Here is a 25,783-nt window from a genome sequence, read left to right on the forward strand (position 1 = left end):
AATGGCCCTGCCTGCCTGGGCCGATGATCTCAGCGCGCTCGGCCCTACCGCGCGCGCAGCCTTCAACGCCGAAATGCGCGCGGCCATCTTGGCGAATGGCGATGTCATCGCTCGGGCTTTGGCAGAGCCACAGCCCGCCCGGTCCGAAATGCAGCAATATATTCAGGACGATCTGACCCTGCTCGAACGCCTTGCCCCTGACCTTCTGGCAGGTCACGCTGTGGCGCTTTTCACCGCAAAGGACTGCAATACCTGCGACGCAGCAATCAAAGATCTGACCGAAATCACAGAGCGTTACGGACTGACCTTCATCCAACACGATTTACAGGCACCCCAATCGGCCCGCTGGGCCGCCGCCTTAGGTCTCGACGCAGCCCCCTTCTATGTTCTGCCCGAGTTGATCCTCAACGGCCACATGCCGCCGGTGGTCCTCGAAAAACACCTCGCCCCCAACTAACATTAGCAGCCCCCGCCAACCCACTGATTACAAAGTACCTTCCAGCATAAAACAAAGCGCGCCCCTCACGGTTCGCACACCCCATTCCCATCTTCATCCTTTTAAAAGTACCGCAGCGCACCCTGTCCGCCAGCACCCGGCCAGCGGCTCAGCCACCAGCCTATTCCGCCGCCTTCACCGCCTCGGCCTCGATCTGCGCAGCACGTTCCTCGACCTGCTCGACGATATGTTCGATCATGCCCTCGTTGCCGAGCTTATGGCTTTGCTTGCCCGCGAGATAAACCATACCGGACCCCGCCCCACCGCCGGTAAAGCCGACGTCGGTCATCAGCGCCTCTCCGGGGCCGTTCACCACACAGCCGATAATCGACAGGCTCATGGGCGTCTTGATATGTTCGAGGCGCTTTTCCAATGCTTCGACGGTTTTGATCACATCAAACCCCTGCCGCGCGCAGGAGGGACAAGAGATGATGTTCACGCCGCGATGGCGCAGGCCAAGGGATTTAAGAATCTCGTAGCCGACTTTCACCTCTTCGACGGGATCGGCAGAGAGCGAAACGCGAATGGTGTCGCCGATGCCGCTCCACAGCAGATTGCCCAGACCGATGGCCGATTTGATCGTGCCTGACATCAAGCCGCCCGCCTCGGTAATGCCAAGGTGGATGGGGGCGTCGGTAGCATCAGCAAGCTGTTGATACGCGGCCGCAGCCATGAAAACATCGGACGCTTTGCAGGAAATCTTGAATTCGTGGAAATCGTTGTCCTGCAAGATTTTGATATGATCCAGCCCGCTTTCCACCATCGCATCGGGGCAAGGCTCACCGTATTTCTCAAGCAGGTGCCGCTCCAATGAGCCAGCGTTCACACCGATGCGGATAGAACAATTGTGGTCCCGCGCAGCTTTGATAACCTCGCGCACACGTTTCTCATCGCCGATGTTGCCCGGGTTGATCCGCAGGCAGGCGGCACCGGCTTCGGCGGCTTCGATCCCGCGCTTGTAGTGAAAATGGATATCCGCGACGATCGGCACAGACACTTCAGGGACAATCTCTCGCAGCGCCTTGGAGGACGCCTCATCCGGAACCGAGACCCGCACGATATCCGCACCTGCATCTGCGGCGGCTTGTACCTGCGCGATGGTCCCAGCCACATCGGTTGTCAGCGTATTGGTCATCGTCTGCACGGTGATCGGCGCATCCCCCCCGACCGGCACATTGCCCACCATGATCTGCCGGGACTTTCGACGCGGAATATCGCGCCAAGGGCGAATGGAATGAAGCGACATGAAGACACCTTTCGCGGGATCAGGGGCTATGGCCCCTACCTATTCAGCCGGGGCCTCATGTGCAATGGGAAGCGAAGACCCGCGCGCTTAGCTGCCCTGACAGGGCATTGACGCCAGCGCGGAAGGGTCAAGCGAACCTTCAAGATCGGCAAACATCCGGCTGAGGGATTGCTCTGCCTTCGGATCGACCGGCTGATACAGCTCGGCCAGCGCCTGCGCATGCAGCGGGACGTTGGATGTGACCGCGCCGCGTGGTCCGACGGGGCCAAAGCACCCATCCGCCATGGCGAAATAGAGCGCACCGGATTCGCCTGTGCGCAGGGTTGGCGGCTCTTCGGTGACGGGGATATCCCATGTGTCGCCCTTGTTCATCACGCCTTCGAAAATCACCGTGCCATCAGCCGCACGCACCCGCACCCAAGAGGGATAGGCCGCAACCATGCGCACCTTGTCGCCCAAGGGCTCAACCACCTGCGGTCTGGGCAGGCCGGTGTCAGCATTGGCAAGCATCAGGGCTTCGTCGATGGCGTCATTTATCGTGCCATTCTCAGCCACAGCGGTGCCCTGCCCCGGTGTATCCGGGCGGTCGGGGGTCGGGAAATTACTAACGGAACGCGGATCGATAGACGCAATCGGCGCATCACGGGCCACCAGAACGGGCACGTCCAGCGCTTGCGGACGGTAAAGCCGGTCAAGCGCATCGGCACGGGGGCTTTCGACACTTTGAGGGGCAGCGGAATCATCGTCAGTATCAGGGGCGCGGGCCAATGCGCCGTCCAGCGGATCAAGGTCTGACAGGACGATAGGCGTTTGATCCACAGGCGCGACCTGCACACGCTGCACTTCTTTCAGCACGGTCCAGCCGCCAAACCCAATGGCAGAAATCAGCGCGATCAGCACCAGCGAAGAGCCGACGGCACCCGGCTCAATCCGGCTGAGCAAACCGTCGCCCGTGGGCACGAAGGGCGTGTTGGGGCGGGCAAAAAGATCAGCCTCTTTCGGGGACTTACGCCGCTCTTCAAAACTCGGCTTTTTGACAACAGAGGCTTCGGCGGACATGCCATGCGCAACCGCGAAACCGGATTCCTTACAAAAGGCCGTAAAAGCCCGGTCGGGATCCATGTTGAGATAGCGTGCATAAGATCGCACATAGCCCGCGATAAAGCCGGGCGTATCAAATGCACCGGGATCGCAGTTTTCGATGGCAGCAATATAAGAGGCTTTGATGCGCAATTCGCGCTGTACGTCGAGCAGAGATTTGCCAAGCGTCGCGCGTTCGCCGCGCATGACATCCCCCAACCGCAATTCGAATGCATCGAACCCTTTGGGTTCGACTGTTTCGTCCTCAGCGGATTTGGAGGCCCAACGCCCGATCATCAATATGCCCTGTCCCAGTTAGCCTGTAGCTTTGATCCAAACACGCCCCAACGATTCGGATGTAGCCTTTTCTTGACAAAAGGCTACCACAAGACAACGCAAAACACGAATAGCGCTGCGTTATCCAGCAGCTTCGGCACGATTCAGCGCACAATGAGACCAGAGCGTGTCCATTCCACGAACGAGGGCGTCCATTTCTTTGGGCCCGTGCACGGGCGACGGGGTAAAGCGCAGCCGCTCCGTTCCGCGCGGCACAGTTGGGAAGTTGATGGGCTGGACATAGATGCCGTGATCTTCAAGCAGCATGTCCGACAGCAGCTTGGTATGGACCGGGTTGCCCACCATGACGGGCACGATGTGACTGCCATGGTCGATGATCGGCAAGCCCAAACCTTTAAGACGCAATTTCAGCGCTTTAGCTTGCTGCTGATGCTTCTCGCGCAGCTCTGGCGCACGCTTAAGATAGGCGACAGAGGCCGCCGCGCCAGCCGCCACCGCAGGCGGCAACGAGGTGGTAAAGATAAACCCCGGTGCATAGGAGCGGATCGCGTCGCACATTTTTGCCGAGGCCGCGATATAGCCGCCCATCACGCCGTAGGCCTTAGCCAGCGTGCCGTTGATGATGTCGAGGCGGTGCATCAGGCGATCACGCTCTGCCACCCCTGCCCCGCGTGGGCCGTACATGCCCACCGCGTGCACTTCGTCGATATATGTAAGCGCGCCGAATTCATCCGCGAGATCGCAAATCTCTTCGATCGGGCCGAAGTCACCGTCCATGGAGTAGATCGATTCGAAAGCAATCAACTTGGGCGCTGCAGGATCATCAGCTTCCATCAACTCGCGCAGATGGGCCACGTCATTGTGGCGGAAAATGCGTTTCGCCCCGCCATTGCGGCGCACCCCTTCGATCATGGAGGCGTGGTTCAGCGCGTCGGAATAGATGATCAGACCGGGAAAGAGCTTTGGCAGCGTCGAAAGCGTGGCATCGTTAGCAATATAGGCCGAGGTAAACAGCAGCGCGGCTTCCTTGCCATGCAGGTCGGCCAGTTCAGCCTCCAGCTGCTTGTGATAAACGGTCGTGCCAGAGATGTTGCGCGTGCCGCCAGAGCCTGCGCCAGTTGACCGCAACGCCTCTTCCATCGCCTCGATCACCACAGGGTTTTGCCCCATGCCGAGGTAGTCATTGCCGCACCAAACGGTGATGTCCTGCTGACTGCCGTCGGGCTTGGTCCAGACCGCATGGGGGAACTGGCCGTTACGGCGCTCAATGTCGATAAAGGTCCGGTAGCGTCCTTCGTCATGCAGGCGCGCAATCGCCGCGTCGAGCTTCTCGTTATAGTCCATTGCGCGTCTCCATCTTTTGGCGCGACAGGAAGGACCCCTTCCATATTCAGCTTTTAGAATGATTACAGATTTGAGACCAAAGCTTCAATCTCTTATCGGGTGACGCCTGCGGGGCGAACTGTCGCAGGTATGGGCGCGGATCCGAGGGCGATTTGTGATTGTTTGCTTGTATTTTCGGACGCATTCATGTTTTCAAGAACAAACCCAGAAAGGGCCATTGTTTTGCGCGCCAATCCCCACCCCCAGCAGGACCAGCGCCTTCGGACGCTCTATGGTTATGACATCCTCGACACCCCGCGCGAGGCGGAGTTTGACGAGATCGTCGAGCTTGCCGCAGAGATCTGCGACGCACCTATTTCGGTAATCAACCTGATCGACAAGGACCGCCAGTGGTTCAAAGCGGAGGTTGGCCTTGGCGCGCGCGAAACTCCACTGGATACATCGCTGTGCTCCCACGCCATCCTCGAAGCGCCCTTCGTAGAGATCCCGGACACGTTAGAAGACCCGCGCATGGCGGACAATCCGCTTTGCACGGCGGGCGATGGGAACGGGCTGCGCTTTTACGCTGGTGCTTTGCTGGTGGCCCCCGATGGTCTGCCGTTGGGCACGCTTTGCATCCTTGATAACAAACCCCGCGCGCTGAGCGCACATCAACGCAAGGCCGTCGCCGTGCTGGCCCGTCAGGTGATGAAGCAGCTTGACCTGCGCCTTTCGCTCAGCCGTCAGGCTGTATTGATGAGCGAAGCGGATCACCGCGTCAAAAACTCACTGCAGACACTTTCAGCGATGGTTCGGCTGCACGCGAGGCAGTTGGACGACAAAGCCACGATCGATGTGCTTGATAGCATCCAGCGCCGGGTCAACGCCATGGCAACACTACACGGCGAGCTTCAATCAAGCGGAGGGCGCGATGAAGTGGATGCAGAAAAATACCTCGACAAGGTCGCGGGGCTTTTACAGCAAACCGCGCCGGATCATATCAAAATCAGCTACACAGCTGACCAAGCTCTGCTGCGTGCCAATGTGGCGTCGTCCTTGGGCCTGATCATCAGTGAATTTGCCGCCAATTCGATCAAACACGGGTTTCCCGGCACAACTCCCGGCCATATCACGATTGATCTAGCGCTACGGGATGGCCATTTTCACCTGACCTGCAAAGACAACGGGCTGGGCACAAAAAGCGAGAGCAAACAGAGGCCTGATAGCATCGGCCAGACCTTAATGGCGGCAGCGGCCTCGCAGCTAGATGCACAGGTAGATCATAAGCTTACCCCCGAGGGCAGCCGCCTCTCGCTTACTTTCTGAGTGTCCGCCCTGCGGCCACTGGACACGCCTTACCCGCCTGATACCTTCGCGCAGAAATCAAAGCGCAAGGAAATTAGCCATGTCCCTCGACGACGTTCTCGCCCGGATCGATCATGATCTGCCCGCCGCAACCGACCGCCTACTAGAATTACTACGCATCCCGTCGATCTCAACCGATCCGGCATTTAAGGCGGATTGTGACCGGGCGGCGGATTGGCTGGTGGCTGACCTTAAATCCATGGGTGTAGACGCCGAAAAACGCGCCACGCCGGGCCATCCGATGGTTGTGGGCCATGTGGGTGAAGGCAAGCCTCATCTCCTGTTCTATGGCCACTATGACGTGCAACCGGTCGACCCGCTGAACCTTTGGGACCGCGACCCCTTCGATCCTGCGATTGAGGACACCGACAAGGGCCGCGTGATCCGTGGCCGCGGGGCTGCTGATGACAAAGGTCAGCTGATGACCATCATCGAGGCCCTGCGCGCATGGAAAGAGGTGAAGGGCGATTGGCCTTGCCGCATTACCTTCTTCCTTGAGGGCGAAGAGGAATCCGGCTCGCCCTCGCTTGTCCCGTTCATGGAGGAGAACGCCGAGGAGTTGAAAGCCGATGTGGCGATGATCTGCGACACCGGGCTGTTCGAATCCAAGACGCCTGCCATCGTCACCATGCTGCGCGGGCTTTTGGGCGAAGAGTTGACCGTGACCGCGCCATCGAAAGACCTGCATTCTGGCATGTACGGCGGCATCGCGATGAACCCAATCCGCGCGCTCAGCAAGGTGATCGCATCGCTGCATGACGACGAGGGCCGCATTACCATTCCCGGTTTCTATGACGGCGTGCCCGACCTGCCCGAAGATCTCGAAGCGCAGTGGCAGGGGCTGGCCTTTGACCATGCCGCCTTTCTTGGCGACGTAGGCCTCAGCAAACCCGCGGGCGAGCAGGACCGCACGCCCCTAGAGATGATCTGGTCCCGCCCCACCTGTGAGGTGAACGGCATCTGGGGCGGCTATACCGGTGACGGTTTCAAAACGGTCCTGCCCTCTGAGGCACACGCCAAGATCAGCTTTCGCCTTGTCGGCACCCAAGACCCGCTCGCCATCCGCGAGAACTTCCGCAAGATGGTGACCGAGATGCTGCCAGAGGATTGCACTGTCGAATTCTCCGGCCACGGCGCCAGCCAAGCGTCAGGTGCGGAAATTGACCATCCGATGTTTGAACCCGCACGAAAAGCGCTGAGCGATGAATGGCAGGTGCCAGCAGCCTATATCGGCTGCGGCGGCTCGATCCCGATTGCGGGGCATTTTCAAAAGATCCTAGGCACAGAGCCGATGCTGGTCGGGTTTGGCAAAGACGACGATCAAATCCACTCGCCGAATGAAAAGTACGACATGGAAAGCTTTCACAAAGGCATCCGTTCTTGGGCCCGCATCCTTGATGCGCTGACCTAAACCATCTGGCGATCGGGTCTGCCCGGTCGCCAAACCAACCCCCATCAAGAAACGCCAGAACCCCGGCACATAGCGCCGCTGCGACCGCTTTGGTCACAGTGTATATCTACTATGAAAAGGAGAAAGTGGCGCGGTTGACGGGGCTCGAACCCGCGACCCCCGGCGTGACAGGCCGGTACTCTAACCAGCTGAGCTACAACCGCGCGATGTGGGCGGAATAGGCCAAGGGGCCGGGGGCGTCAAGCGTATTTGAGCGAGAAAATTCGTCTTTGTGAAAAGAAGTTTTGCAGCTGATTTACTAAGGTTTAGAAACGAAAAAAGGGACCTCAGAGAGGTCCCCTTTTCAGGCAGCGGTGGCGCGGTTGACGGGGCTCGAACCCGCGACCCCCGGCGTGACAGGCCGGTACTCTAACCAACTGAGCTACAACCGCCCGCTGCACTCTCCGGGTCACCCCGAAGCGTTTGGGTGTTCTATGGTGAGCCCGCTCTGCCGTCAAGCGCGGTTTCGCGGAAAATGCGAAATTTTCGCTTTGGTGGGTATGTCGTTGGATACAGTGAGAGTTTGGGGCGATGAAGGGGAACAGTAATCCTGTGAAAGACAGGTTTATGATACCGGGCTAAGCAGCACGGGCTCCCGTGGAACCGCCTCAAAGCCCCCAATGAGGCAAGGGTCGCGACTCGTGAGAAGCTCGAACGCCCGTCCCAGACTGCCGCGACGCGGACGGGCGTCGGTCGGACCTGCAACTGTGGCAGCCGACTGATCAATACAGAAAAAGGGGGGGGGGGATGGTGGGTCGTGAGAGGCTCGAACTCCCGACATCTTCGGTGTAAACGAAGCGCTCTACCAACTGAGCTAACGACCCGACTTAGACCTCATAGCGCAAGGTGGGGGCGGGCTTCAACCCTATAATGTCAGCCTTTTTTGCTGACCATGCTCAAGGCAGAAAACCACCCCCTGCCCGCCTTGCATATCGCGCAAGCTGGCAGGGCTTTGGCCCAATAAAATAAGCCGCAACATGCGCGACGTGATGCCGTGTGTCACCAGCACATGCGGGCCGGTCAAACTGTCGAGAAAGGCAAGGCAACGCTGGTAAAGGGCGGCGAATCCTTCGCCTTCGGGGGCATATTCGTACAGATCATAGGAATCACGCGCAGCAGGGGTCTGTCGGAGCAAAGTCTCACGTTTTTCGCCCGCCCAAGCGCCGATGCCGATCTCACCAAGACGCGCATCCGTTCCGACCTCAATACCCATCCCCGCCAGCGCGATTTGCGCCGTGGTCAGTGCCCGCCCCTGGGGACTGCTAAATGCAGCAAAACCAGATAAATCGCAGCGCTGCAGAATCGCGTTCTGCGCCATAGCCTGCGCGCGGCCTTTTTCGGTCAGGGAAGAATCGAAATGCCCTTGCAGCCGGTTGGCTAGGTTCCACTCCGTCTCTCCGTGCCGAAGGATATAGAGGGTCGGATAGTGGCTCATGCAGGGGTATCCAAGATGGTCTCGCTGCCATCTTCTAGCAGATAAACACAACCCTGCCGGTTGCTGAGCCGCCCCGCATCGGCCAGATCAAGGCCGCACACCTCAGCGCGCAATACCTGCCCCCAAAGGCCGTGGGCAACCAGTACCGTCGGCGCGGTCAAACCGTTCAGTACCTCCCGAATGCGGGCGCGAAAGGCGGTGACCCCTTCCCCACCTGGGGCGGCGCCGTAGATGTCCAAGGGGGCCGGATCGCGGGTGGCGAGGTCTGGGTGCGCTGCAAAAATCTCATCGCGGGACAGGCCCTGCCACTCCCCGGCGTGAATTTCCATCAAACGCGGATCGTCACGGTAGGGTGCACCATTCAGCGCGATACGCGCCGTCTGCTGCGCACGACCCAGCGGTGACACAAGGATATCTGGATTCTGCGCAAGGATCGGCCCCATCAGCCGGGCCTGCTGCTCGGCCTCTGCAACACCTTGTGCGGTCAGCAGGGAATCGAGATGCCCCTGCAAGCGGAAGGCACGGTTCCACTCAGTCTGACCGTGGCGAAGGAACCAGATTTTCGGGTGTACTGACATATGCGCTCCGCCATTTTTACCCATGGTATAGGGCAGTTGACCCGATAAGGACCAGCCCCGCGCAGGGAACGATGGGGGTCGGTAACGGTGTGAACGATCAGGTCAGAAAAAGGAATGGTGGGTGATAAGAGATTTGAACTCCTGACATCTTCGATGTGAACGAAGCGCTCTACCACTGAGCTAATCACCCTTGCGGGGCGAAGTAGCCAATTGCGGCGGTGCATGCAAGAGGGGTTTGCGCAAAAAACAACCCTAGTGAAAGGGGTTAGCACCCCCTGCCCCAACGAGAAACGCGCGCCCCTGAAGGCGCGCGTTTTTATCTTTCAGCAAGGGCAAAAGCTCAATGCGTGGTGGTCACATCCATGCCACCTGCACGGGCCTTTATCGCGGCAGCTTCGGCGGCTTCTTGGGCCGCTTCGTCCCACTCAATCGCCTTCGGCTTGCTCACCAGCGCATGTTCCAACACTTCCGATACGTGGTTCACCGGAATGATGGTCAGCCCTTCTTTGACGTTATCCGGAATATCCGGCAGGTCTTTCTCGTTCTCCTGCGGGATCAGCACGGTGGTGATACCGCCGCGCAGGGCCGCGAGGAGCTTTTCCTTCAGGCCGCCGATTGGCATCGCGTTACCACGCAGTGAGACCTCGCCTGTCATGGCAATGTCACGCCGCACGGGGATCTGCGTCAGCACCGACACGATCGAAGTCACCATTGCCAAGCCAGCCGAGGGACCGTCTTTGGGTGTGGCCCCATCAGGCACGTGGACGTGGATGTCCAGCGTGTCGAACTTCGGCGGTTTCACCCCGATCTTCGGGCTGATCGAGCGGACGTAGGAGCTCGCTGCGTCGATGCTTTCCTTCATCACATCGCCCAGCTTACCGGTGGTCTTCATCCGGCCCTTGCCCGGCAGGCGCAGCGCTTCGATTTGCAGCAGCTCGCCACCCACGGAGGTATAGGCCAGCCCGGTCACGACACCGATCTGATCTTTCTCCTCGGCCAGACCGAAGCGGTGTTTCCGCACGCCGAGGAAATCCTCAAGGTTGTCGCCGGTGACGGTGACACTTTCGGCTTCCTTTTTAACGATTTTGGTCAGCGACTTACGCGCCACCTTGGCAATCTCACGCTCAAGGTTCCGCACGCCGGCCTCACGGGTGTAGTAACGGATCATGCCTGTCAGAGCGGAGTCTTCGATCTTGAACTCCTTCTCTTTCAAGCCGTGGTTCTTGATCTGCTTCTGCACCAAATGCTGCTTGGCGATCTCGCGCTTTTCGTCCTCGGTGTAGCCGGAAAGCGGGATGATCTCCATCCGGTCCAGCAGCGGCCCGGGCATGTTGTAGCTGTTCGACGTGGTCAAGAACATCACGTTCGAGAGGTCATATTCCACCTCGAGGTAGTGGTCCACGAAGGTGCCGTTCTGTTCCGGATCAAGCACTTCGAGCATCGCGGAAGCCGGATCGCCACGGAAGTCCTGCCCCATCTTGTCGATTTCATCGAGCAGGATGAGCGGGTTCGTGGTTTTCGCCTTTTTCAGCGCCTGAATGATCTTGCCGGGCATAGAACCAATGTACGTCCGACGGTGGCCGCGGATCTCGGACTCGTCACGCACACCACCCAGCGAGATGCGAATGAATTCGCGCCCCGTGGCCTTGGCGACCGACTTGCCCAAAGATGTCTTGCCGACGCCCGGAGGGCCGACGAGGCACATGATCGGGCCTTTCATCTTGGACGAACGCTGCTGCACGGCAAGGTATTCGACGATGCGTTCCTTGACCTTATCCAGGCCATAGTGATCGTCATCCAGCACCTTTTGCGCTCGGCTGAGGTCTTTCTTGACGCGGGATTTCACGCCCCACGGGATCGACAGCATCCAATCGAGGTAGTTCCGCACCACAGTGGCTTCGGCAGACATCGGGCTCATGTTCTTGAGCTTTTTGATCTCTGCATCCGCCTTTTCGCGGGCTTCCTTGCTCAGCTTGGTCTCAGCGACACGGGCTTCAAGCTCGGCCACTTCGTTCTTGCCGTCTTCGCCATCGCCCAACTCGTGCTGAATGGCCTTCATTTGCTCATTCAGATAGTATTCGCGCTGCGTGCGTTCCATCTGAGATTTGACGCGGGTCTTGATCTTTTTCTCGACCTGCAGGACAGACATTTCGCCCTGCATCAGGCCGTAAACTTTCTCAAGCCGCTCAGAAATGCTGAGCGTCTCCAGCAGGTCCTGCTTCTGCTCAACTTCGATGCCGAGGTGACCGGCCACGAGATCGGCCAGACGCGCGGGTTCGGCGCTTTCACCAACGGCGGCGAGCGCTTCTTCGGGGACGTTCTTCTTGACCTTGGCGTAGCGCTCGAACTCATCCGCCACAGTGCGCAGCAGCGCCTGCGTGGTGGCCGCATCGCCCGGCATCTCGGTCAGATACTCAGCGCGGGCCTCAAAGAAATTATCGTTCTCAAGGTATTCGGTGATGCGCACCCGCGCCTGACCTTCGACCAGCACTTTGACGGTGCCATCGGGCAGTTTCAGCAGTTGCAGCACATTGGCCAGCACGCCCGCTTTAAAGATACCCCCAGTATCGGGATCATCCTCGGCAGGGTCGATCTGGCTCGACAGCAGGATTTGTTTGTCGTCCGCCATCACCTCTTCAAGGGCGCGGACAGATTTTTCGCGGCCAACGAAAAGCGGCACGATCATGTGGGGAAACACGACGATGTCGCGCAGCGGAAGCACCGGGTAGGATGCGTTCAGTGGCTCTAACATGCTCAATTCCTTATCTTAGCAAGACATCCGGGCCCCTGTTATAGGCGGCCTCTGACATCCCCTTTTCTGGACAGGACATGTGTGCATCCTATCCGCCTGTTTCAATCCCTTGCGGGGTTTTAAGCCGCCATCATCGCGGTTTGGCGAGGTGGAGGCAAGCGCGGGATTGGCTGTTTTTGAGCCATTCCCGCGCCGCTTTGCCAAGGGGCGCCGCGCAGACGCCCCCGGATAGGTTAGACCTTGGCCTGTTCCAATGCCGGGTAGTCGGTAAATCCTTCGCGACCGCCACCATAGTAGGTATCGGTGTCCCCCTTGTTCAGCGGCCCGTTCATCTGCCACCGACGCGGCAGATCGGGGTTGGCGATAAAGGGGCGGCCCACTGCGATCAGATCGGCCTTGTCATTGGCCACGGCCTCTAGCGCCATCTCGCGGTCATAGCCGTTGTTGGCCATGTAGGGCCCTTTGAACAGCCGGCGCAGGGCGGCGATGCTCTCACCGTCGTCCAGCTTGCGCGAGCCGCCTGTCGCACCTTCGACGAGGTGCAGATAGGACAGGTTGTAGCGGTTCAGCCCTTCGACGACATACTCAAAAGTCTCTTGCGGGTTGGCGTCTTCGATCCCATTGGCGGGCGAGAAGGGCGAGAGCCGCAGGCCCACACGCTCACCACCCCAGACCTTTGTCACGGCATCCAGCACCTCAAACAGCAACCGCGCGCGGTTCTCCACGCTGCCGCCATAGGCATCGTCACGCTTGTTGCTGCCGGTCTTGAGGAATTGATCCAGCAGGTAGCCATTGGCGGCATGCACCTCGATCCCGTCGAAACCGGCTTTCTTTGCCATTTCGGCGGCATGGGCATAGTCGGCGACCAGACGCGGCATCTCATCCAAATCCAGCGCGCGTGGCTCGGAAGTGTCTTCAAATCCATTGGCGGTGAATGTTTTCACCCCAGCAGCGATGGCCGAAGGCGCGACAGGTTTGGCGCCCTCGGGTTGCAGCGAGGTATGGCTGATCCGGCCCACGTGCCACAGTTGGATCACGATGCGCCCGCCTTCGGAATGCACGGCGTCGGTCACTTTGCGCCATGCGGCGACTTGGCCGTCGGTATGGATGCCGGGGGTTTGGAAGTACCCTTTCCCCTCGGGGCTAATCTGGGTCGCTTCGGTGATGATGATGCCTGCGCCCGCGCGCTGGCGATAATACTCGACATGCATGTCCGAGACTTCGCCAGTCTCGTTATCCGCACGGTTGCGGGTCAGCGGGGCCATCACCAGACGGTTGTCGGCCACAATCTCACCGGCGGTGAAGGGGGTAAATAGCTTCTCGGTCATATTCGGGCCTTTCCTTGCAATAGACTGTGCAAGGGCACCTAAGACCCGACCGCGTTGCAGCAAGGACCGTCAGCACAATTTCGCGTGAGAATACGCCGCCGCCCTGCCCTTAGAGCGGGTCGATATCGCCCTGCGCGCGCCCTGCGTGGAAGTCGGCCTGCCACTGGGTAAACCGCCCCGCCGCGATGGCCTCGCGCATGCCGGCCATGATGTCTTGGTAATATTGCAGGTTGTGCCATGTCAGCAGCATCGACGAGATGATCTCTTGGCTGCGGAAAACATGATGCAGGTAGGCGCGGGAGTAGTTCTGACAGGCCGGGCAACTGCAATTCTCATCCAAGGGGCGCGGGTCATCCATGTGCCGCGCGTTTTTGATATTGAGCACGCCCATCCGGGTGAACACCTGCCCCGTGCGGCCCGAACGGCTGGGCAATACGCAGTCCATCATATCGATGCCGCGTGCGACGGCGCCCACAATATCGTCCGGCTTGCCCACGCCCATCAGGTAGCGTGGCTTGTCTTCGGGCAGCATGTCGGTGGCAAAATCAAGGGTGGAGAACATCGCCTCCTGCCCCTCGCCCACGGCCAGCCCGCCGACCGCGTAGCCGTCAAAGCCGATCTCGCGCAGCGCCTCGGCGCTCTCTTGGCGAAAGTCCTGCTCAAGCCCGCCCTGCTGGATGCCAAAGAGCATATGCCCCGGACGGTCCCCAAACGCCTCGCGGCTGCGCTTGGCCCACCGCATCGACATGCGCATGCTGCTGGCAATACGGTCGCGATCAGCAGGCAGTGCTGGGCATTCGTCGAAACACATGACGATATCGCTGCCCAAAAGCTCTTGGATCTCCATCGAGCGTTCAGGCGTGATTTCGTGCTTGGAGCCGTCGATATGGCTTTTAAAAGTCACGCCGCGTTCGGTCAGCTTGCGCAACCCGGCAAGGCTCATCACCTGAAAGCCGCCGCTGTCGGTCAGGATCGGCTTGTCCCAGTTCATGAATTTATGCAGCCCGCCCAGCTTTGCGATACGCTCTGCCGTGGGGCGCAGCATCAGGTGATAGGTATTGCCCAGCAGGATATCCGCACCCGTCGAGGCCACGCTTTCGGGCATCATCGCCTTGACCGTCGCCGCCGTGCCCACGGGCATGAAGGCGGGCGTGCGGATCTCGCCGCGCGGGGTCTGGATCACGCCGCTGCGTGCCTTGCCGTCCTGCGCGTGTTTGGTGAATCCGGTGCTGGTCATACTCTGGCCCTCTCTGGCTGCGACTGGGGCGATAAACCAGTGGCGTGGAACATGCAATAAATGTAAAATACAGGGAATTGCACAAAGTTATACCTGTCAAAGGACCATTATCTTGAACATCGAAGACATGCTGATCGGCCTGCTTGAGAACAACCTTGCTTGGCTTTTGCTGGCGCTGCTGGTCGTTATCCTGATCCTCAAATCAGTAAAAATCGTACCACAATCAGAACAGCATGTGATCGAACGCTTTGGCCGGTTGCGCGCGGTCTTGGGCCCAGGGATCAATATGATCGTGCCATTCATCGACAGCGTGGCGCATAAAATCTCGATCCTTGAGCGGCAATTGCCCACTGCCAGCCAAGACGCCATCACCCGCGACAACGTGCTTGTGCAGGTCGACACATCCGTCTTTTACCGCATCACCGAGCCGGAGAAGACCGTCTACCGCATCCGTAACGTCGACAGCGCCATTTCCACCACCGTCGCCGGGATTGTTCGGGCCGAGATCGGGAAGATGGATCTGGACGAGGTGCAGGCCAATCGCAGCCAGCTTATCACCACGATAAAGGCCAGTGTCGAAGATGCGGTCGACAGTTGGGGCATCGAAGTCACCCGTGCCGAGATCCTTGATGTAAACCTTGATGCCGCGACCCGCGCCGCGATGATGCAGCAACTTAACGCCGAACGCGCCCGCCGTGCGCAGGTGACCGAAGCCGAGGGCAGCAAACGCGCCGTTGAACTTGCCGCCGAGGCCGAGCTTTATGCCTCGGAGCAGACCGCCAAGGCGCGGCGCATTCTGGCCGATGCCGAGGCCTATGCCACGCAGGTCGTGGCCACCGCGATCAATGAAAACGGGCTGGAGGCGGCGCAATACCAGATCGCCCTGAAACAGGTTGATGCCCTCAACGCTATGGGCAAGGGGTCGGGCACTCAAACCATTGTGGTTCCTGCGCAGGCACTGGAAGCCTTTGGCGATGCGTTCAAATTGCTTAAGGGCAAAGGCTGATGGCCGCTTGGTTAACACTTTGGTGGGTCTGGGTCTGCGCCGCATTGGCGCTTGGCGTGGTTGAGTTGCTGCTTCCCGGCTCGATCTTCTTGGGCTTTGCCCTTGGCGCCTTGGCGATGGCATTGGTCGTGGCATTTTGGGCACCCGGCAATGTCGCGCTGCTGCTGGCGGTTTTCGCGGTTCTATCACTGGTCGCATGGATGGCGCTGCGCGTATTGTTCAAACGTCAATCCAGCGGGGCGCGGATCGTGACCCGCGACATTAACGAGAACTGAACCCATTCAAAACGGCGGCGCAGCCTTGATTTGCGCAAACCCCCGCTACATTGCCCTATTCATGCAGCGGCTTGCCATACTCCTACGCGCTTTTGCGTCTGTGGTTCCTCGTCTTACGGGGGCATTTGTGCTGGCGCTGGCTCTGCTTTCCGGCGCTGCCACGGGTCAGGCACAGGAGGGATGGTTTCAAACCAACGAACTGAACCCCGGCCTACCGCCCGCGCCCGGAATATTGGATCGCGGCACCCCCATGGCCGCGCTTGAGAGTTTTATCTACCTAACCGACAACGGCCACTACTCCAGTGCGGCTCATATTTTGGACCTATCGGACCTGCCTCAATCCGAGCAGGCGGTAGTTGGTGCAGAACGCGCCTTTCAATTGTCGGTGTTGATGGAACGAAAGGTCGTCGTGCCATGGCGCAGGCTGGCGGATCGGCCCGACGGGTGGCTCTCTGGCTCTGCCGAGGATAATGACACGGGGCGGGTGCGACGGTCGCTGCTAATTGACCGCTTGGAGCTTGGTGGTCACGACGTGCCGTTGCGGCTGAACCGGATCAAACCGGGCGAAGATGCTGAACCTGTCTGGGTCTTCTCGCGGCAAAGCGTTGATAACATTCCCCACCTTCACGGCCAGTACGGGCCGACGGAGATTGAAACGATGTTGCCCGATTGGCTTCGGATACGGGCATTTTGGGGCATGTATCTGTGGGAGGTGCTGTTTCTGCCGCTGTTGCTGGTGGTGGCCTTGACCGCAGGTTGGTTCGCATTTGGCCTCATGCGCCGTCTAGGCAAAGTGGCCAAACGCCGCTGGATGCGTTTTGTACTGCGGTCCTTCCGCTGGCCCGCCGCCATCGTGCTCTGCGCCGCGATCATCGGCACGGCCACCAGCCGCGTGCTGGTTGTATCCGGCTTCATCGACGCGGTGCTGAGCCCGATCTTGCTGATTGCCTATGTGACTGCTGCCACCCTCGCCATCGTCTTTACCTTTGACGAAATCTTTGACCGGATCAGCCCCAACAACGCCTATGAGCTGGCCGATCCGATGAACGCGCATATGCGCTCTATCGCCACCACGATCGCCGCTGCCCGCAAAGGGGTGATCGTGATCGCGGTACTGGTGGCCTCAGGCGTGATCCTTGTCTCGAGCAACGCAGACAACACCATTGGCCTGTCACTGCTGGCCTCTGCTGGTGCGGTGACCATCGTTCTGGGTTTCGCCGCGCGTGAGGTTCTGGGCAATATCCTTGCCTCTATTCAGATCGCGCTGAACCGCTCCGCCCGGATCGGGGACCAACTGATCTTCGAAGGGCATTTCTGCACAGTAGAGCAAATCCATTTCACCTATGTACAACTGCTGAACTGGAACGGCACGCGTCTGATTGTGCCGGTTAGCTATTTCGTCTCTGACGCCTTTGAAAACTGGTCGATCGAGGATCATGCCATGGTCCGCCCCATCATCCTGACCCTTTCGCAGAATGCTGATGTGGCCGCCCTGCGCCGCGTGTTCTTTGACATTCTGGCCCGCGAAGACCCTAATGACGTCAAACCGATGGACAAGGCCAAGGTCCATGTGCTTGAGCAAGACGCATTCGGCATCAAGGTGCGCTTTGAACTGCCCACCGACAACGCGGCGACATTCTGGGATATAGAGTGCCGCGTGCGCGAAGAGCTCCTCGCCGCCGCAGCGCGGATGGAGAAAGAAGACGACGTCCGCATGTTGCCCCCCGCGCCTGCAGATATGGGCAAACCGTAACACAGCACCGCTTGAAGCGATCCCTGCCGCAGGTTAGGCAGGCAGACCAATGACCCAAGGAGCAGGTAATGGAAAAACTCACATTTGGCTGGGAAGAATGGGTCGCCCTGCCCGATCTTGGCCTGCCCGCGATCAAAGCCAAAGTAGACACTGGCGCGCGCACCTCAGCGCTGCATGCCCATGATATTGAAGTCTTTGGCCCCGCGTCCAAGCCCAAGGTCCGCTTTAATGTACACCCGATCTCGGGCCGCGAAGACATCTCCATCACCTGTTCGGCGCCGATCATCGACCGGCGCGAGGTGACCTCCTCCAACGGCGAATCCGAGCATCGTTTCGTGATTGCCACAACCTTGGAAGTGAACGGCCAAAGCTGGCCTATCGATGTCACCCTGACCAACCGCGCGGGCATGACAAGCCGCATGTTGCTGGGCCGTCAGGCGCTGACGGAACACATCAACATCTCCGCGACCGAGCGGCGTTTGCAGCCGGACCTGAACTATGACGTCTACCACACCGCGAGCCTGCGCCACACTGCGCCACAGCGCGCGCTGCGCATCGCCGTTCTGAGTCGTGAAGATAACTACTCAACCCGCCGTCTGGTCGAGGTTGGCGAAGCCCGCGGCCATGTGGTTGAGGTCATCGACACCACGCGCTGCTATATGGCGATCAACCAACTGGCCCCCGAGGTGCATTACGACGGCAAGCGCCTGCCCCGCTATGACGCCGTGATCCCGCGCATCGGCGCGTCGATCACCCCCTATGGCACCGCCGTGATCCGCCAGTTCGAGACGATCGGCACCTATTGCGTCAACGGCTCTGCCGGGATCACCGCCAGCCGCGACAAACTGCACGCGCATCAGGTCTTGGCCGCGAAAAAGATCGGCATGCCGACCACGGCTTTCGCCGCATCGCCCAAAGACACTTCAAACCTGATGGCTTTGGTGGGCACCGCACCGCTGATCGTAAAGCTGCTGGAATCGACCCAAGGCAAGGGCGTCGTGCTGGCCGAAACCAAAAAGGCTGCCGAGAGTGTGATCGATGCCTTCCGGGGTCTGCGCGCCAACTTCCTCGTGCAGGATTTCGTGAAAGAAGCCGCCGGCGAAGATATCCGCTGCCTCGTGGTCGCCGGTAAGGTCGTCGCCTCCATGAAGCGCACCGGGGCGGAGGGCGACTTCCGCTCGAACCTGCACCGGGGCGGTTCGGCCAAAGTGGTGCGGATTTCGAAAGAGGAACGCGACACCGCCGTGCGCGCCGCGCGGGCCTTCAGCCTTGGCATCGCCGGGGTCGACCTGCTACGCTCGGAAACCGGACCGAAAGTGCTAGAGGTCAACTCATCCCCCGGTTTCGAGGGGATCGAGAAGGCGACGAGCAAGGATATCGTCGGTAAGGTCTATGATGAGATCGAAGCCCGCGTGAAACCGCAGCCTGCGCGGCGGCGCAAAACGGGGTAAAGGGGATGGCGCTGCCGTAGCCGCAGCGCCGCGCGCACTTTACGGCCCGCGTCCCTATCCCTATATAAAATGTCGAGAATGATGCGAGGCGAGAGATGACCGAACAGACCCAACCGCTTGAAGGGACGCCGCTGATTGCGCCCTCTTCCACCGATCACCCGCTCTATGAGCAGATCGTCGAGGCTTGTCGCACGGTTTATGACCCTGAGATTCCGGTGAATATCTACGAACTGGGCCTGATCTATACCATCGACATCAACGATGAAAACGAAGTCGACATCAAGATGTCGCTGACCGCGCCCGGCTGCCCCGTGGCGGGTGAGATGCCGGGTTGGGTTGCCGATGCGGTCGAACCGATTGCGGGGGTCAAGCAGGTCGATGTGGCCCTTGTTTGGGAACCGCCTTGGGGCATGGACATGATGTCCGACGAAGCCCGCCTCGAACTGGGCTTCATGTAAGCACCCGTTCCGCAGAGTGAACAAAAAACGTCGTCAATGCAGGACATTGGCGGCGTTTTCTTTTGGCCATTTCCCGCCGAATGCATCCCCGGCGCATAGTTCATTTGACTGACATCAGACCGTCGTGAAACCGTTACAAAGGGCACCCATAGAAGCCCCAGAACTTCATTCACGAACGGACACCATTATGCGTACACTTGTTTCTCTCGCCGCTCTGGCCCTCGCGCCCGGCATGGCACTGGCCGAGGCCCACGCCACCGCCACACCGGTCGAATACGGCCCCCGCCCAGCCTATCTTATCGATAAGCTGCCCGACGGCGATCTGAAGGACAAGTTGGCCTCCTGCATGGGCCAAGATGCCTCCAAGTCCGATTTCTCCATCGGCCACCGCGGCGCGCCACTGATGTTCCCCGAACATACCGTGCAATCCAACGTCGCCGCCGCGCGGATGGGCGCGGGCATTCTGGAATGCGACGTGACCTTTACTGCCGATCATGAGCTGGTCTGCCGCCACGCGCAAAACGATCTGCACACCACCACGAACATCCTCGTCTCCGATCTGGCCGAGAAATGCACCACCGGCTTTACCGCTGCTTCGGGCAACACGCCCGCCAACGCCGAATGCCGCACCTCTGACATCACTCTGGCAGAGTTCCGCACCCTGACCCCCAAGATGGACAGCGCGGACAAGACCGCCACCACCGCCGAGGACTATCAGGGCGGTGTCGCGAATTGGCGCACTGAGCTTTACAGCGACAAAGCCGATCTGATGACCCATGCGGAATCGATCGAACTGTTCAAATCCCTCGGTGCGAAATTCACGCCAGAGCTTAAATCCCCCTCCGTAGAGATGCCCCATGACGGCTTCTCTCAGGAAGACTACGCGCAGAAACTGGTGGATGAATATGTCGCCGCAGGCATCCCCGCCTCCGACGTCTGGCCGCAGTCTTTCAATCTCGACGATGTGCTCTACTGGGTTGAGAACACGCCCGAATTCGGCAAGCAGGCCGTCTATCTGGTTGAATGGTCCGATGGTTTTGATGAGCAGAACCCAGAAACATGGAAAGAAGATTTCGCCGATCTGAAAGCCAAGGGCGTGAATTACCTCGCCCCATCGCTGAACATGCTAATGACCAACAAGGACGGCGCAATTGCGGGCTCTGACTATGCCATGGCCGCGGAAGAGGCGGGTCTGACCCTGATCGCATGGACGCTGGAACGCTCCGGCCCGCTGGCCTCCGGTGGCGGCTGGTACTTCCAATCAATCAGCGACGTTGTGAAAGACGACAGCGACTATCTGGTGGCGCTGGATGTGCTGGCCCAAGACGTGGGCGTGGTCGGTGTCTTCTCCGATTGGCCCGCGACCGTGACCTATTATGCGAACTGCATGGGCCTCTGATCCGCCCACTACTTTAGATCGCTTTCAGGGTCGCCCTTCACCGGGCGGCCCTTTTCTTTGGCTGGGCTTGCATGGGTTTCGCCTTCCTGCGACATTGTTGGAAACAAGAGGCAAGCCATGGAAACTTGGGCAATTTTTACCGGCGATATCGTGAAATCCACCGCGATGACACGCGCGGAATTGGACGCGGTTTTTACCCGTCTTGAGGAGGCCGCCGACGCCGTCGCAACGTGGCAAGACCAGCCCACACGTATGACCCGCTTTCGCGGTGACGGCTGGCAAATGGCCGTGACGCCTCAGTTCACCTTTCGCGCGGCCCTCGTCCTGCGCGCCGCCGTGCGCCGTTGTGGCAAGACCGCAGACACGCGTTTCGGGATCGGGCTGGGAGATGCGCATTTCGCCGGCGATGACCTCTCCCGCGCCGATGGGGCGGCGCTGGTCCGTTCCGGTCACGCACTTGATACGATGCCCCGCGCGCGGCGGATGAATGCGCCGGATACCCCGGTCGCCCTGCGTGCAGCTCTCCCCCTTGCCGACCGGATTGTTCGCGGCTGGACGATGCGCCAAGCCGATGTCGCCTATTACATGCTCGCCCCCGAGCCCCCTGTACAAGCCATCCTCGCCCAGCAGTTCGACCTCACCCAGCAAAGCGTGCAGGGCCATGTCGACGCGGCGGGGATTGATGAATTGCGGGAGGTTTGCGACGTACTGGAAGAGCAATAAACAGCCTTTTCAAGCTGTTACTATCAATTACAGCCAAATAAACCTGTATTTCCTGCAAAGAAAGACCCTTGCCATTGCTCGCTACGGCTTTTCAAATGACAACAACCACCAACAGCCGGAACCCCTATGACCGAACAGGCCATCGCCACCGCCCTCGCTTGCCTGCTCGCCCATCTGCTAGCGGATTTCGTCTTTCAAACCAATGCGATGGTCACCGCCAAACGCAAACCACAAGTCCTTTTGCTGCATGGGATCATTGTCTTTGCCCTGACGGCACTGGCCCTAGGCGGTACTCCCATCCCCGCCGCTTTTCTCGCCCTCGCTCATGTCGCGATTGACGCGGTCAAAACCTACGCCGTGCCTGCGCAGCACCGTGAGCGGCTTTGGCCCTACCTCACCGATCAGACCGCGCATCTTGTCACCATCGCCCTCCTTGCCCTCTATCTGCCTGAGGCTTTTGCCAGCGGCATCTGGGCCGCCCATAGCACAACGCTTGTTCCGCCCGCCCTCTTCATTGCGGGGTTGATCATCGCCACCCTTGCAGGTGGCCCAGCGGTGGGTGGCCTTATGCTCCCCCACAAAGCGCAGGCCCAGCCCGATGGGCTTGATAATGCGGGCCGTATCATCGGTTTGCTGGAACGCGCGTTGATTTTCCTCATGGTTATGATTGGAGAGCCTGCGGGCATCGGTTTTCTCATCGCGGCAAAATCGATTCTGCGGTTCGACACGGTGAAAAAGAACCAGAAAATCAGCGAATACGTCATTATCGGCACGCTGGCGTCCTTTGGCTGGGCGCTTATCGCGGCCTTCGCCACCAAGGCTGCAATGAATTCCTTCTGACGGCTTGAGATCGCCGCCCCGCACCCTTATCTTGGCGGCATAGGAGAATTTCTGATGTTTGGCATACCCGGCAAGCAAGCCGTCACCATGACCCCCAAAGCTGCTGGCCAGATTGCAAAGTTGATGCAATCGGCGGGCCATGCGGGGCTGCGCATTGGCGTCAAAAAAGGCGGCTGTGCGGGCATGGAATACACCATGGAATATGTCGAAGCGACCGACCCCAACGATGAGGTGGTTGAGCAAGACGGCGCGCGGGTGATGATCGCACCCATGGCGCAGATGTTCCTCTTCGGCACCGAGATCGACTATGAGACAACGCTGCTCGAGTCCGGCTTCAAGTTCCGCAATCCCAATGTGACCGAAGCCTGCGGTTGCGGGGAATCGATTAAATTCGACGAGAGCCTCGGCGCGAAGTAAGCGCGCCGATCTGCCCCGGCCTTGACGAAAGGCCACGGGCCTGCGAACTGATCTGGCAACAGTAACAGATCAGGACGGAACCGATGCGCCCCAAAATCGCCGCCGGCAACTGGAAGATGAACGGCACCGCCGCCTCTTTGGCAGAGCTTCACAGCCTTGCCATGGGCCTGCCCGAAAACCCGCCACAGGTCGTGATCTGCCCGCCCAGCACCCTGCTGTTCCGCGCCACCAACGCGACCCACGGCAGCCCGATCCAGATCGGTGCGCAGGATTGCCATGCCGAAGATGCGGGCGCTTATACGGGCGATATTTCCGCCTCCATGGTGGCCGACAGCGGCGCGACCCATGTGATCCTTGGCCATTCCGAACGCCGCGATGCGCACCGTGAGACCGACGCCGATGTGCAAGCCAAGACCCGCGCCGCTTGGGCTGCCGGGCTCACCGCCATTGTCTGTATCGGCGAGAGTGAGGCACAGCGTGACGCGGACCAAACGCTCGACATCATCGGGGGCCAGCTTGACGGCTCCCTCCCCGAAGCTGTTGATGCGGAAAATACCGTCATCGCCTATGAGCCGATCTGGGCCATCGGCACCGGTAAAGTGCCCAGCATCGCGCAGATCAAAGAAGTGCATGACTTCATCCGCACGCGCCTCATCAGTCGTTTCGGTGCAGATATCGGCAATGCGCTTCCCCTGCTCTACGGCGGCTCGGTGAAAGCAACAAATGCGGTCGAGATCTTTGCAGTGGAGAATGTCGACGGCGCGCTAGTCGGCGGGGCCAGCCTCAAGGCCAAAGATTTCGTGCCCATTGTGGCAGCGCTCGCGCAGTCCTAATACAACCCGGGGCGGCCAGTGATGCGCCGTCCTGCGTTCTTACAACGGCAGCATCGTCGTCGATTTGATCTCTTCCATCGACAAAAGCGCCGTCACGTTGTGCACCTTCACCTCAGAAATGAGCGCCTGATAGAACACATCATAGGCCCGCGCATTCTTGACCCGCACCTTTAGGATATAGTCGATATCCCCCGCCAGCCGATGTGCCTCCTGCACCTCTGGCCGATCCTGCAACGCCTTCAGAAACGCCGCCTGCCACGCTGCCTCATGCTCCGAGGTGCGGATCAGCACGAAAAAGCACGCCTCAAACCCAAGCGCTTCGGAATCCAGCACCACGGTCTGTTGCCCGATCACCCCGGCCTCCCGCAGCTTGCGGATCCGATTCCACACCGGGGTCTTCGAAGAGCCCACTTCGCGGGCGATATCGTCCAGCGATTGGCTCGCATCCCGTTGCAGCTGCGCCAAAATCTTCCGGTCGGTCTCATCAATTCGGACAGTCATTCTCTTCTCTCTCGTCCCGGCAGGACGTTCATACTCAACCCACGACTAAATCGAACACACGTTCTTATCTGCGCCAGCAACTAGCCAATTATCGGGAATATTTCCTATATATGAGGTCACGTCAAACAGAATACAGGGCGCATCATGGATCACTTTCCCATCTTCCTCGCCACAAGCGAGCAAAAGATCCTCCTTTCCGGCGGCGGCGAAGCGGCGCTGGCCAAGTTGCGCCTGCTCATGAAGACACGCGCCGAACTGCATATTTTTGCGCCGAACCCTGCGCCCGAGATCGTGGAGTGGCAGGCGGCGGGTAAGCTGACCCTGCACCGCCGCGCGCTCAGCGCCGCCGACCTCACCGGTGCCCTGCTGTTCTATGCGGCAGATGAGCATGACGCGCTGGATGCCGAAAACGCGGCTCTTGCCCGCGCGGCTGGCGTGCTGGTCAACATCGTCGACAATCTGCACGACAGCCAGTTCATCACCCCCGCCATCGTCGACCGCGATCCGGTGACCGTGGCCATCGGCACCGAAGGCGCAGCGCCAGTGCTGGCCCGCGCGATCAAGGCCGATCTGGAAGAGCGTCTGCCCGTTACCCTCGGCCCGCTTGCGCGGATCGGCAAAGGCTTCCGCAAGCTGGCCGACGCCCTACCCATGGGCCGCGCGCGCCGCGACTTTTGGCGCGAGTATTACTTCGCCACTGGCCCCCGCGCCATGGCCGAAGGCAAAGATACCGTGCGCCCTGCGTTGAAAGACCTATTGCAGACCCACCTCACCCGCGAAGCACGCGACGGCCATGTGGCTTTCGTTGGCGGCGGCCCCGGCGATCCGGAACTGCTGACCCTCAAAGCCCGACGTGCGCTGGATGAGGCCGATGTGGTGATCTACGACCGCCTGATCAGCCCCGAGATTCTCGAACTCGCCCGCCGCGAAGCGCTGATGATCGACGTGGGCAAAGAGGGCTTTGGCCCTTCCACTGCGCAAGAGCACATCAACGCGCTGCTGGTCGAACACGCCCAAAGCGGCGCGCAGGTCGTGCGGTTGAAATCAGGCGATGCCACCGTCTTTGGCCGCCTCGACGAAGAAATCGACGCCGTAGACGCCCATGACATCGGCTGGCACATCGTGCCCGGCATCACTGCCGCCTCTGCCGCCGTAGCGGGCATCGGTCAAAGCCTGACCAAACGGGGCCGCAATGCCTCGGTCCGCTTTCTCACGGGGCACGACATGAAAGGCTTCGCCGATCACGACTGGGCCGCGCTCGCCCGCCCCAACGAGGTCGCCGCGATCTATATGGGTAAGAAATCCGCCCGCTTCGTCCAAGGCCGCCTGCTAATGCACGGCGCCGACCGCGCCACACCCGTCACCGTGATCGAAAACGCCTCGCGTGCTGATCAGCGGGTGCTGTCGACCACGCTCAACGATTTGCCGCGCGATCTGGCCGATGCCGAAATGACCGGCCCCGCGCTCACCTTCTACGGCCTCGCCCCGCGCGCCGCCGTCCAAGCTGCCTATGAAACCCCGCTAGAGGAGCTGGCCTGAT

General features: G+C 59.9%; 23 protein-coding genes and 4 tRNA genes. 14 read left to right on the forward strand and 13 right to left on the reverse strand.

Annotated features, from left to right (window positions below; genetic code table 11):
- The first annotated feature begins 1 nt into the window (after window position 1).
- Window positions 2–457, forward strand: a complete 456-nt coding sequence (locus ACSQ16_RS13315; RefSeq protein WP_317406238.1) for a disulfide bond formation protein DsbA — start codon at window positions 2–4, stop codon at window positions 455–457.
- 160 nt (window positions 458–617) lie between these two features.
- On the opposite strand, the gene ispG is transcribed toward ACSQ16_RS13315, so the two are convergent.
- From ispG to hemA, 3 genes are all read right to left on the reverse strand, one after another.
- On the reverse strand, window positions 618–1,742 hold the full coding sequence (gene ispG, locus ACSQ16_RS13320; RefSeq protein ID WP_243262804.1) for a flavodoxin-dependent (E)-4-hydroxy-3-methylbut-2-enyl-diphosphate synthase: 1,125 nt from the start codon (window positions 1,740–1,742) through the stop codon (window positions 618–620).
- 87 nt (window positions 1,743–1,829) lie between these two features.
- Window positions 1,830–3,119, reverse strand: coding sequence for a helix-turn-helix domain-containing protein (locus tag ACSQ16_RS13325; protein WP_243262803.1), 1,290 nt, complete (start codon window positions 3,117–3,119; stop codon window positions 1,830–1,832).
- Between the two features lie 120 nt (window positions 3,120–3,239).
- A complete protein-coding gene (gene hemA / locus ACSQ16_RS13330; protein ID WP_243262802.1) occupies window positions 3,240–4,463 on the reverse strand; it encodes a 5-aminolevulinate synthase in 1,224 nt (407 codons plus the stop codon).
- A 222-nt stretch (window positions 4,464–4,685) separates the two neighbouring features.
- Here hemA and ACSQ16_RS13335 point away from each other — a divergent pair, with 222 nt between their 5' ends.
- Both ACSQ16_RS13335 and ACSQ16_RS13340 read left to right on the forward strand, forming a co-directional pair.
- The gene (locus tag ACSQ16_RS13335) at window positions 4,686–5,768 is read left to right on the forward strand and encodes a histidine kinase dimerization/phosphoacceptor domain -containing protein (RefSeq protein WP_167360193.1); all 1,083 of its coding nucleotides are present in this window, start codon (window positions 4,686–4,688) and stop codon (window positions 5,766–5,768) included.
- Between the two features lie 79 nt (window positions 5,769–5,847).
- Window positions 5,848–7,218, forward strand: a complete 1,371-nt coding sequence (locus ACSQ16_RS13340; protein WP_243262801.1) for a M20/M25/M40 family metallo-hydrolase — start codon at window positions 5,848–5,850, stop codon at window positions 7,216–7,218.
- 126 nt (window positions 7,219–7,344) lie between these two features.
- Here the strand turns inward: ACSQ16_RS13340 and ACSQ16_RS13345 are convergent.
- From ACSQ16_RS13345 to tgt, 9 genes are all read right to left on the reverse strand, one after another.
- Window positions 7,345–7,421, reverse strand: a tRNA-Asp gene (locus ACSQ16_RS13345).
- Between the two features lie 151 nt (window positions 7,422–7,572).
- A tRNA-Asp gene (locus tag ACSQ16_RS13350) sits at window positions 7,573–7,649 on the reverse strand.
- 356 nt (window positions 7,650–8,005) lie between these two features.
- A tRNA-Val gene (locus tag ACSQ16_RS13355) sits at window positions 8,006–8,081 on the reverse strand.
- A gap of 41 nt (window positions 8,082–8,122) precedes the next feature.
- Complete coding sequence (locus ACSQ16_RS13360; protein WP_243262800.1) at window positions 8,123–8,692, reverse strand: histidine phosphatase family protein; 570 nt, start codon at window positions 8,690–8,692, stop codon at window positions 8,123–8,125.
- Window positions 8,689–9,270, reverse strand: coding sequence for a histidine phosphatase family protein (locus tag ACSQ16_RS13365; protein ID WP_243262799.1), 582 nt, complete (start codon window positions 9,268–9,270; stop codon window positions 8,689–8,691). Before ACSQ16_RS13365 ends, ACSQ16_RS13360 begins: the two co-directional genes overlap by 4 nt.
- 115 nt (window positions 9,271–9,385) lie before the next feature.
- Window positions 9,386–9,460 (reverse strand) — tRNA-Val (locus ACSQ16_RS13370).
- A 150-nt stretch (window positions 9,461–9,610) separates the two neighbouring features.
- Complete coding sequence (gene lon / locus ACSQ16_RS13375) at window positions 9,611–12,022, reverse strand: endopeptidase La (protein WP_243262798.1); 2,412 nt, start codon at window positions 12,020–12,022, stop codon at window positions 9,611–9,613.
- Window positions 12,023–12,255: 233 nt separating this feature from the next.
- On the reverse strand, window positions 12,256–13,350 hold the full coding sequence (locus ACSQ16_RS13380) for an alkene reductase (RefSeq protein WP_243262797.1): 1,095 nt from the start codon (window positions 13,348–13,350) through the stop codon (window positions 12,256–12,258).
- 109 nt (window positions 13,351–13,459) lie between these two features.
- Window positions 13,460–14,587, reverse strand: coding sequence for a tRNA guanosine(34) transglycosylase Tgt (gene tgt / locus ACSQ16_RS13385; protein ID WP_243262796.1), 1,128 nt, complete (start codon window positions 14,585–14,587; stop codon window positions 13,460–13,462).
- Between the two features lie 127 nt (window positions 14,588–14,714).
- Here tgt and ACSQ16_RS13390 point away from each other — a divergent pair, with 127 nt between their 5' ends.
- The 10 genes from ACSQ16_RS13390 (at window position 14,715) to tpiA (ending at window position 23,742) form a co-directional block, all read left to right on the forward strand.
- Complete coding sequence (locus ACSQ16_RS13390) at window positions 14,715–15,593, forward strand: SPFH domain-containing protein (protein ID WP_093927220.1); 879 nt, start codon at window positions 14,715–14,717, stop codon at window positions 15,591–15,593.
- Window positions 15,593–15,868 (forward strand): NfeD family protein, encoded by a 276-nt coding sequence (locus ACSQ16_RS13395; RefSeq protein ID WP_243262795.1) that lies wholly within the window; start codon window positions 15,593–15,595, stop codon window positions 15,866–15,868. The genes ACSQ16_RS13390 and ACSQ16_RS13395 overlap by 1 nt, the downstream gene beginning before the upstream one ends.
- A 127-nt stretch (window positions 15,869–15,995) precedes the next feature.
- The gene (locus ACSQ16_RS13400; RefSeq protein ID WP_243262794.1) at window positions 15,996–17,621 is read left to right on the forward strand and encodes a mechanosensitive ion channel family protein; all 1,626 of its coding nucleotides are present in this window, start codon (window positions 15,996–15,998) and stop codon (window positions 17,619–17,621) included.
- A 68-nt stretch (window positions 17,622–17,689) separates the two neighbouring features.
- Window positions 17,690–19,072, forward strand: coding sequence for a 30S ribosomal protein S6--L-glutamate ligase (gene rimK / locus ACSQ16_RS13405; RefSeq protein ID WP_243262793.1), 1,383 nt, complete (start codon window positions 17,690–17,692; stop codon window positions 19,070–19,072).
- Between the two features lie 95 nt (window positions 19,073–19,167).
- Window positions 19,168–19,530, forward strand: coding sequence for an SUF system Fe-S cluster assembly protein (locus ACSQ16_RS13410; RefSeq protein WP_093926522.1), 363 nt, complete (start codon window positions 19,168–19,170; stop codon window positions 19,528–19,530).
- Window positions 19,531–19,717: 187 nt separating this feature from the next.
- Complete coding sequence (locus ACSQ16_RS13415) at window positions 19,718–20,929, forward strand: glycerophosphodiester phosphodiesterase family protein (RefSeq protein WP_435988561.1); 1,212 nt, start codon at window positions 19,718–19,720, stop codon at window positions 20,927–20,929.
- A 117-nt stretch (window positions 20,930–21,046) separates the two neighbouring features.
- Window positions 21,047–21,652, forward strand: coding sequence for a hypothetical protein (locus ACSQ16_RS13420; RefSeq protein WP_243262791.1), 606 nt, complete (start codon window positions 21,047–21,049; stop codon window positions 21,650–21,652).
- A gap of 126 nt (window positions 21,653–21,778) precedes the next feature.
- Window positions 21,779–22,492, forward strand: a complete 714-nt coding sequence (locus ACSQ16_RS13425; protein WP_243262790.1) for a DUF3307 domain-containing protein — start codon at window positions 21,779–21,781, stop codon at window positions 22,490–22,492.
- A gap of 54 nt (window positions 22,493–22,546) precedes the next feature.
- On the forward strand, window positions 22,547–22,909 hold the full coding sequence (locus ACSQ16_RS13430) for a HesB/IscA family protein (RefSeq protein ID WP_067265014.1): 363 nt from the start codon (window positions 22,547–22,549) through the stop codon (window positions 22,907–22,909).
- 83 nt (window positions 22,910–22,992) lie between these two features.
- Window positions 22,993–23,742, forward strand: a complete 750-nt coding sequence (gene tpiA, locus ACSQ16_RS13435) for a triose-phosphate isomerase (protein WP_243262789.1) — start codon at window positions 22,993–22,995, stop codon at window positions 23,740–23,742.
- A gap of 39 nt (window positions 23,743–23,781) precedes the next feature.
- Here the strand turns inward: tpiA and ACSQ16_RS13440 are convergent, their stop codons facing one another.
- On the reverse strand, window positions 23,782–24,243 hold the full coding sequence (locus ACSQ16_RS13440; RefSeq protein WP_007120312.1) for an Lrp/AsnC family transcriptional regulator: 462 nt from the start codon (window positions 24,241–24,243) through the stop codon (window positions 23,782–23,784).
- 144 nt (window positions 24,244–24,387) lie between these two features.
- On the opposite strand from ACSQ16_RS13440, the gene cysG reads away from it, so the two are divergent.
- Complete coding sequence (gene cysG / locus ACSQ16_RS13445; protein WP_243262788.1) at window positions 24,388–25,782, forward strand: siroheme synthase CysG; 1,395 nt, start codon at window positions 24,388–24,390, stop codon at window positions 25,780–25,782.
- Window position 25,783 lies beyond the last annotated feature (1 nt).

The sequence above is a fragment of the Sulfitobacter sp. SH24 genome, assembly GCF_965641895.1.
GTDB lineage: Bacteria > Pseudomonadota > Alphaproteobacteria > Rhodobacterales > Rhodobacteraceae > Sulfitobacter > Sulfitobacter dubius.

Excerpts from the sequence above, each read along its gene's own strand:
- ACSQ16_RS13315 (WP_317406238.1), top strand. The coding sequence starts at position 2 with ATGGCCCTGCCTGCCTGGGCCGATGATCTCAGCGCGCTCGGCCCTACC.
- ispG (WP_243262804.1), bottom strand. The coding sequence starts at position 1,742 with ATGTCGCTTCATTCCATTCGCCCTTGGCGCGATATTCCGCGTCGAAAG.
- ACSQ16_RS13325 (WP_243262803.1), bottom strand. The coding sequence starts at position 3,119 with ATGATCGGGCGTTGGGCCTCCAAATCCGCTGAGGACGAAACAGTCGAA.
- hemA (WP_243262802.1), bottom strand. The coding sequence starts at position 4,463 with ATGGACTATAACGAGAAGCTCGACGCGGCGATTGCGCGCCTGCATGAC.
- ACSQ16_RS13340 (WP_243262801.1), top strand. The coding sequence starts at position 5,848 with ATGTCCCTCGACGACGTTCTCGCCCGGATCGATCATGATCTGCCCGCC.
- ACSQ16_RS13360 (WP_243262800.1), bottom strand. The coding sequence starts at position 8,692 with ATGAGCCACTATCCGACCCTCTATATCCTTCGGCACGGAGAGACGGAG.
- ACSQ16_RS13365 (WP_243262799.1), bottom strand. The coding sequence starts at position 9,270 with ATGTCAGTACACCCGAAAATCTGGTTCCTTCGCCACGGTCAGACTGAG.
- lon (WP_243262798.1), bottom strand. The coding sequence starts at position 12,022 with ATGTTAGAGCCACTGAACGCATCCTACCCGGTGCTTCCGCTGCGCGAC.
- ACSQ16_RS13380 (WP_243262797.1), bottom strand. The coding sequence starts at position 13,350 with ATGACCGAGAAGCTATTTACCCCCTTCACCGCCGGTGAGATTGTGGCC.
- tgt (WP_243262796.1), bottom strand. The coding sequence starts at position 14,587 with ATGACCAGCACCGGATTCACCAAACACGCGCAGGACGGCAAGGCACGC.
- ACSQ16_RS13390 (WP_093927220.1), top strand. The coding sequence starts at position 14,715 with ATGCTGATCGGCCTGCTTGAGAACAACCTTGCTTGGCTTTTGCTGGCG.
- ACSQ16_RS13395 (WP_243262795.1), top strand. The coding sequence starts at position 15,593 with ATGGCCGCTTGGTTAACACTTTGGTGGGTCTGGGTCTGCGCCGCATTG.
- rimK (WP_243262793.1), top strand. The coding sequence starts at position 17,690 with ATGGAAAAACTCACATTTGGCTGGGAAGAATGGGTCGCCCTGCCCGAT.
- ACSQ16_RS13410 (WP_093926522.1), top strand. The coding sequence starts at position 19,168 with ATGACCGAACAGACCCAACCGCTTGAAGGGACGCCGCTGATTGCGCCC.
- ACSQ16_RS13415 (WP_435988561.1), top strand. The coding sequence starts at position 19,718 with ATGCGTACACTTGTTTCTCTCGCCGCTCTGGCCCTCGCGCCCGGCATG.
- ACSQ16_RS13420 (WP_243262791.1), top strand. The coding sequence starts at position 21,047 with ATGGAAACTTGGGCAATTTTTACCGGCGATATCGTGAAATCCACCGCG.
- ACSQ16_RS13425 (WP_243262790.1), top strand. The coding sequence starts at position 21,779 with ATGACCGAACAGGCCATCGCCACCGCCCTCGCTTGCCTGCTCGCCCAT.
- ACSQ16_RS13430 (WP_067265014.1), top strand. The coding sequence starts at position 22,547 with ATGTTTGGCATACCCGGCAAGCAAGCCGTCACCATGACCCCCAAAGCT.
- tpiA (WP_243262789.1), top strand. The coding sequence starts at position 22,993 with ATGCGCCCCAAAATCGCCGCCGGCAACTGGAAGATGAACGGCACCGCC.
- ACSQ16_RS13440 (WP_007120312.1), bottom strand. The coding sequence starts at position 24,243 with ATGACTGTCCGAATTGATGAGACCGACCGGAAGATTTTGGCGCAGCTG.
- cysG (WP_243262788.1), top strand. The coding sequence starts at position 24,388 with ATGGATCACTTTCCCATCTTCCTCGCCACAAGCGAGCAAAAGATCCTC.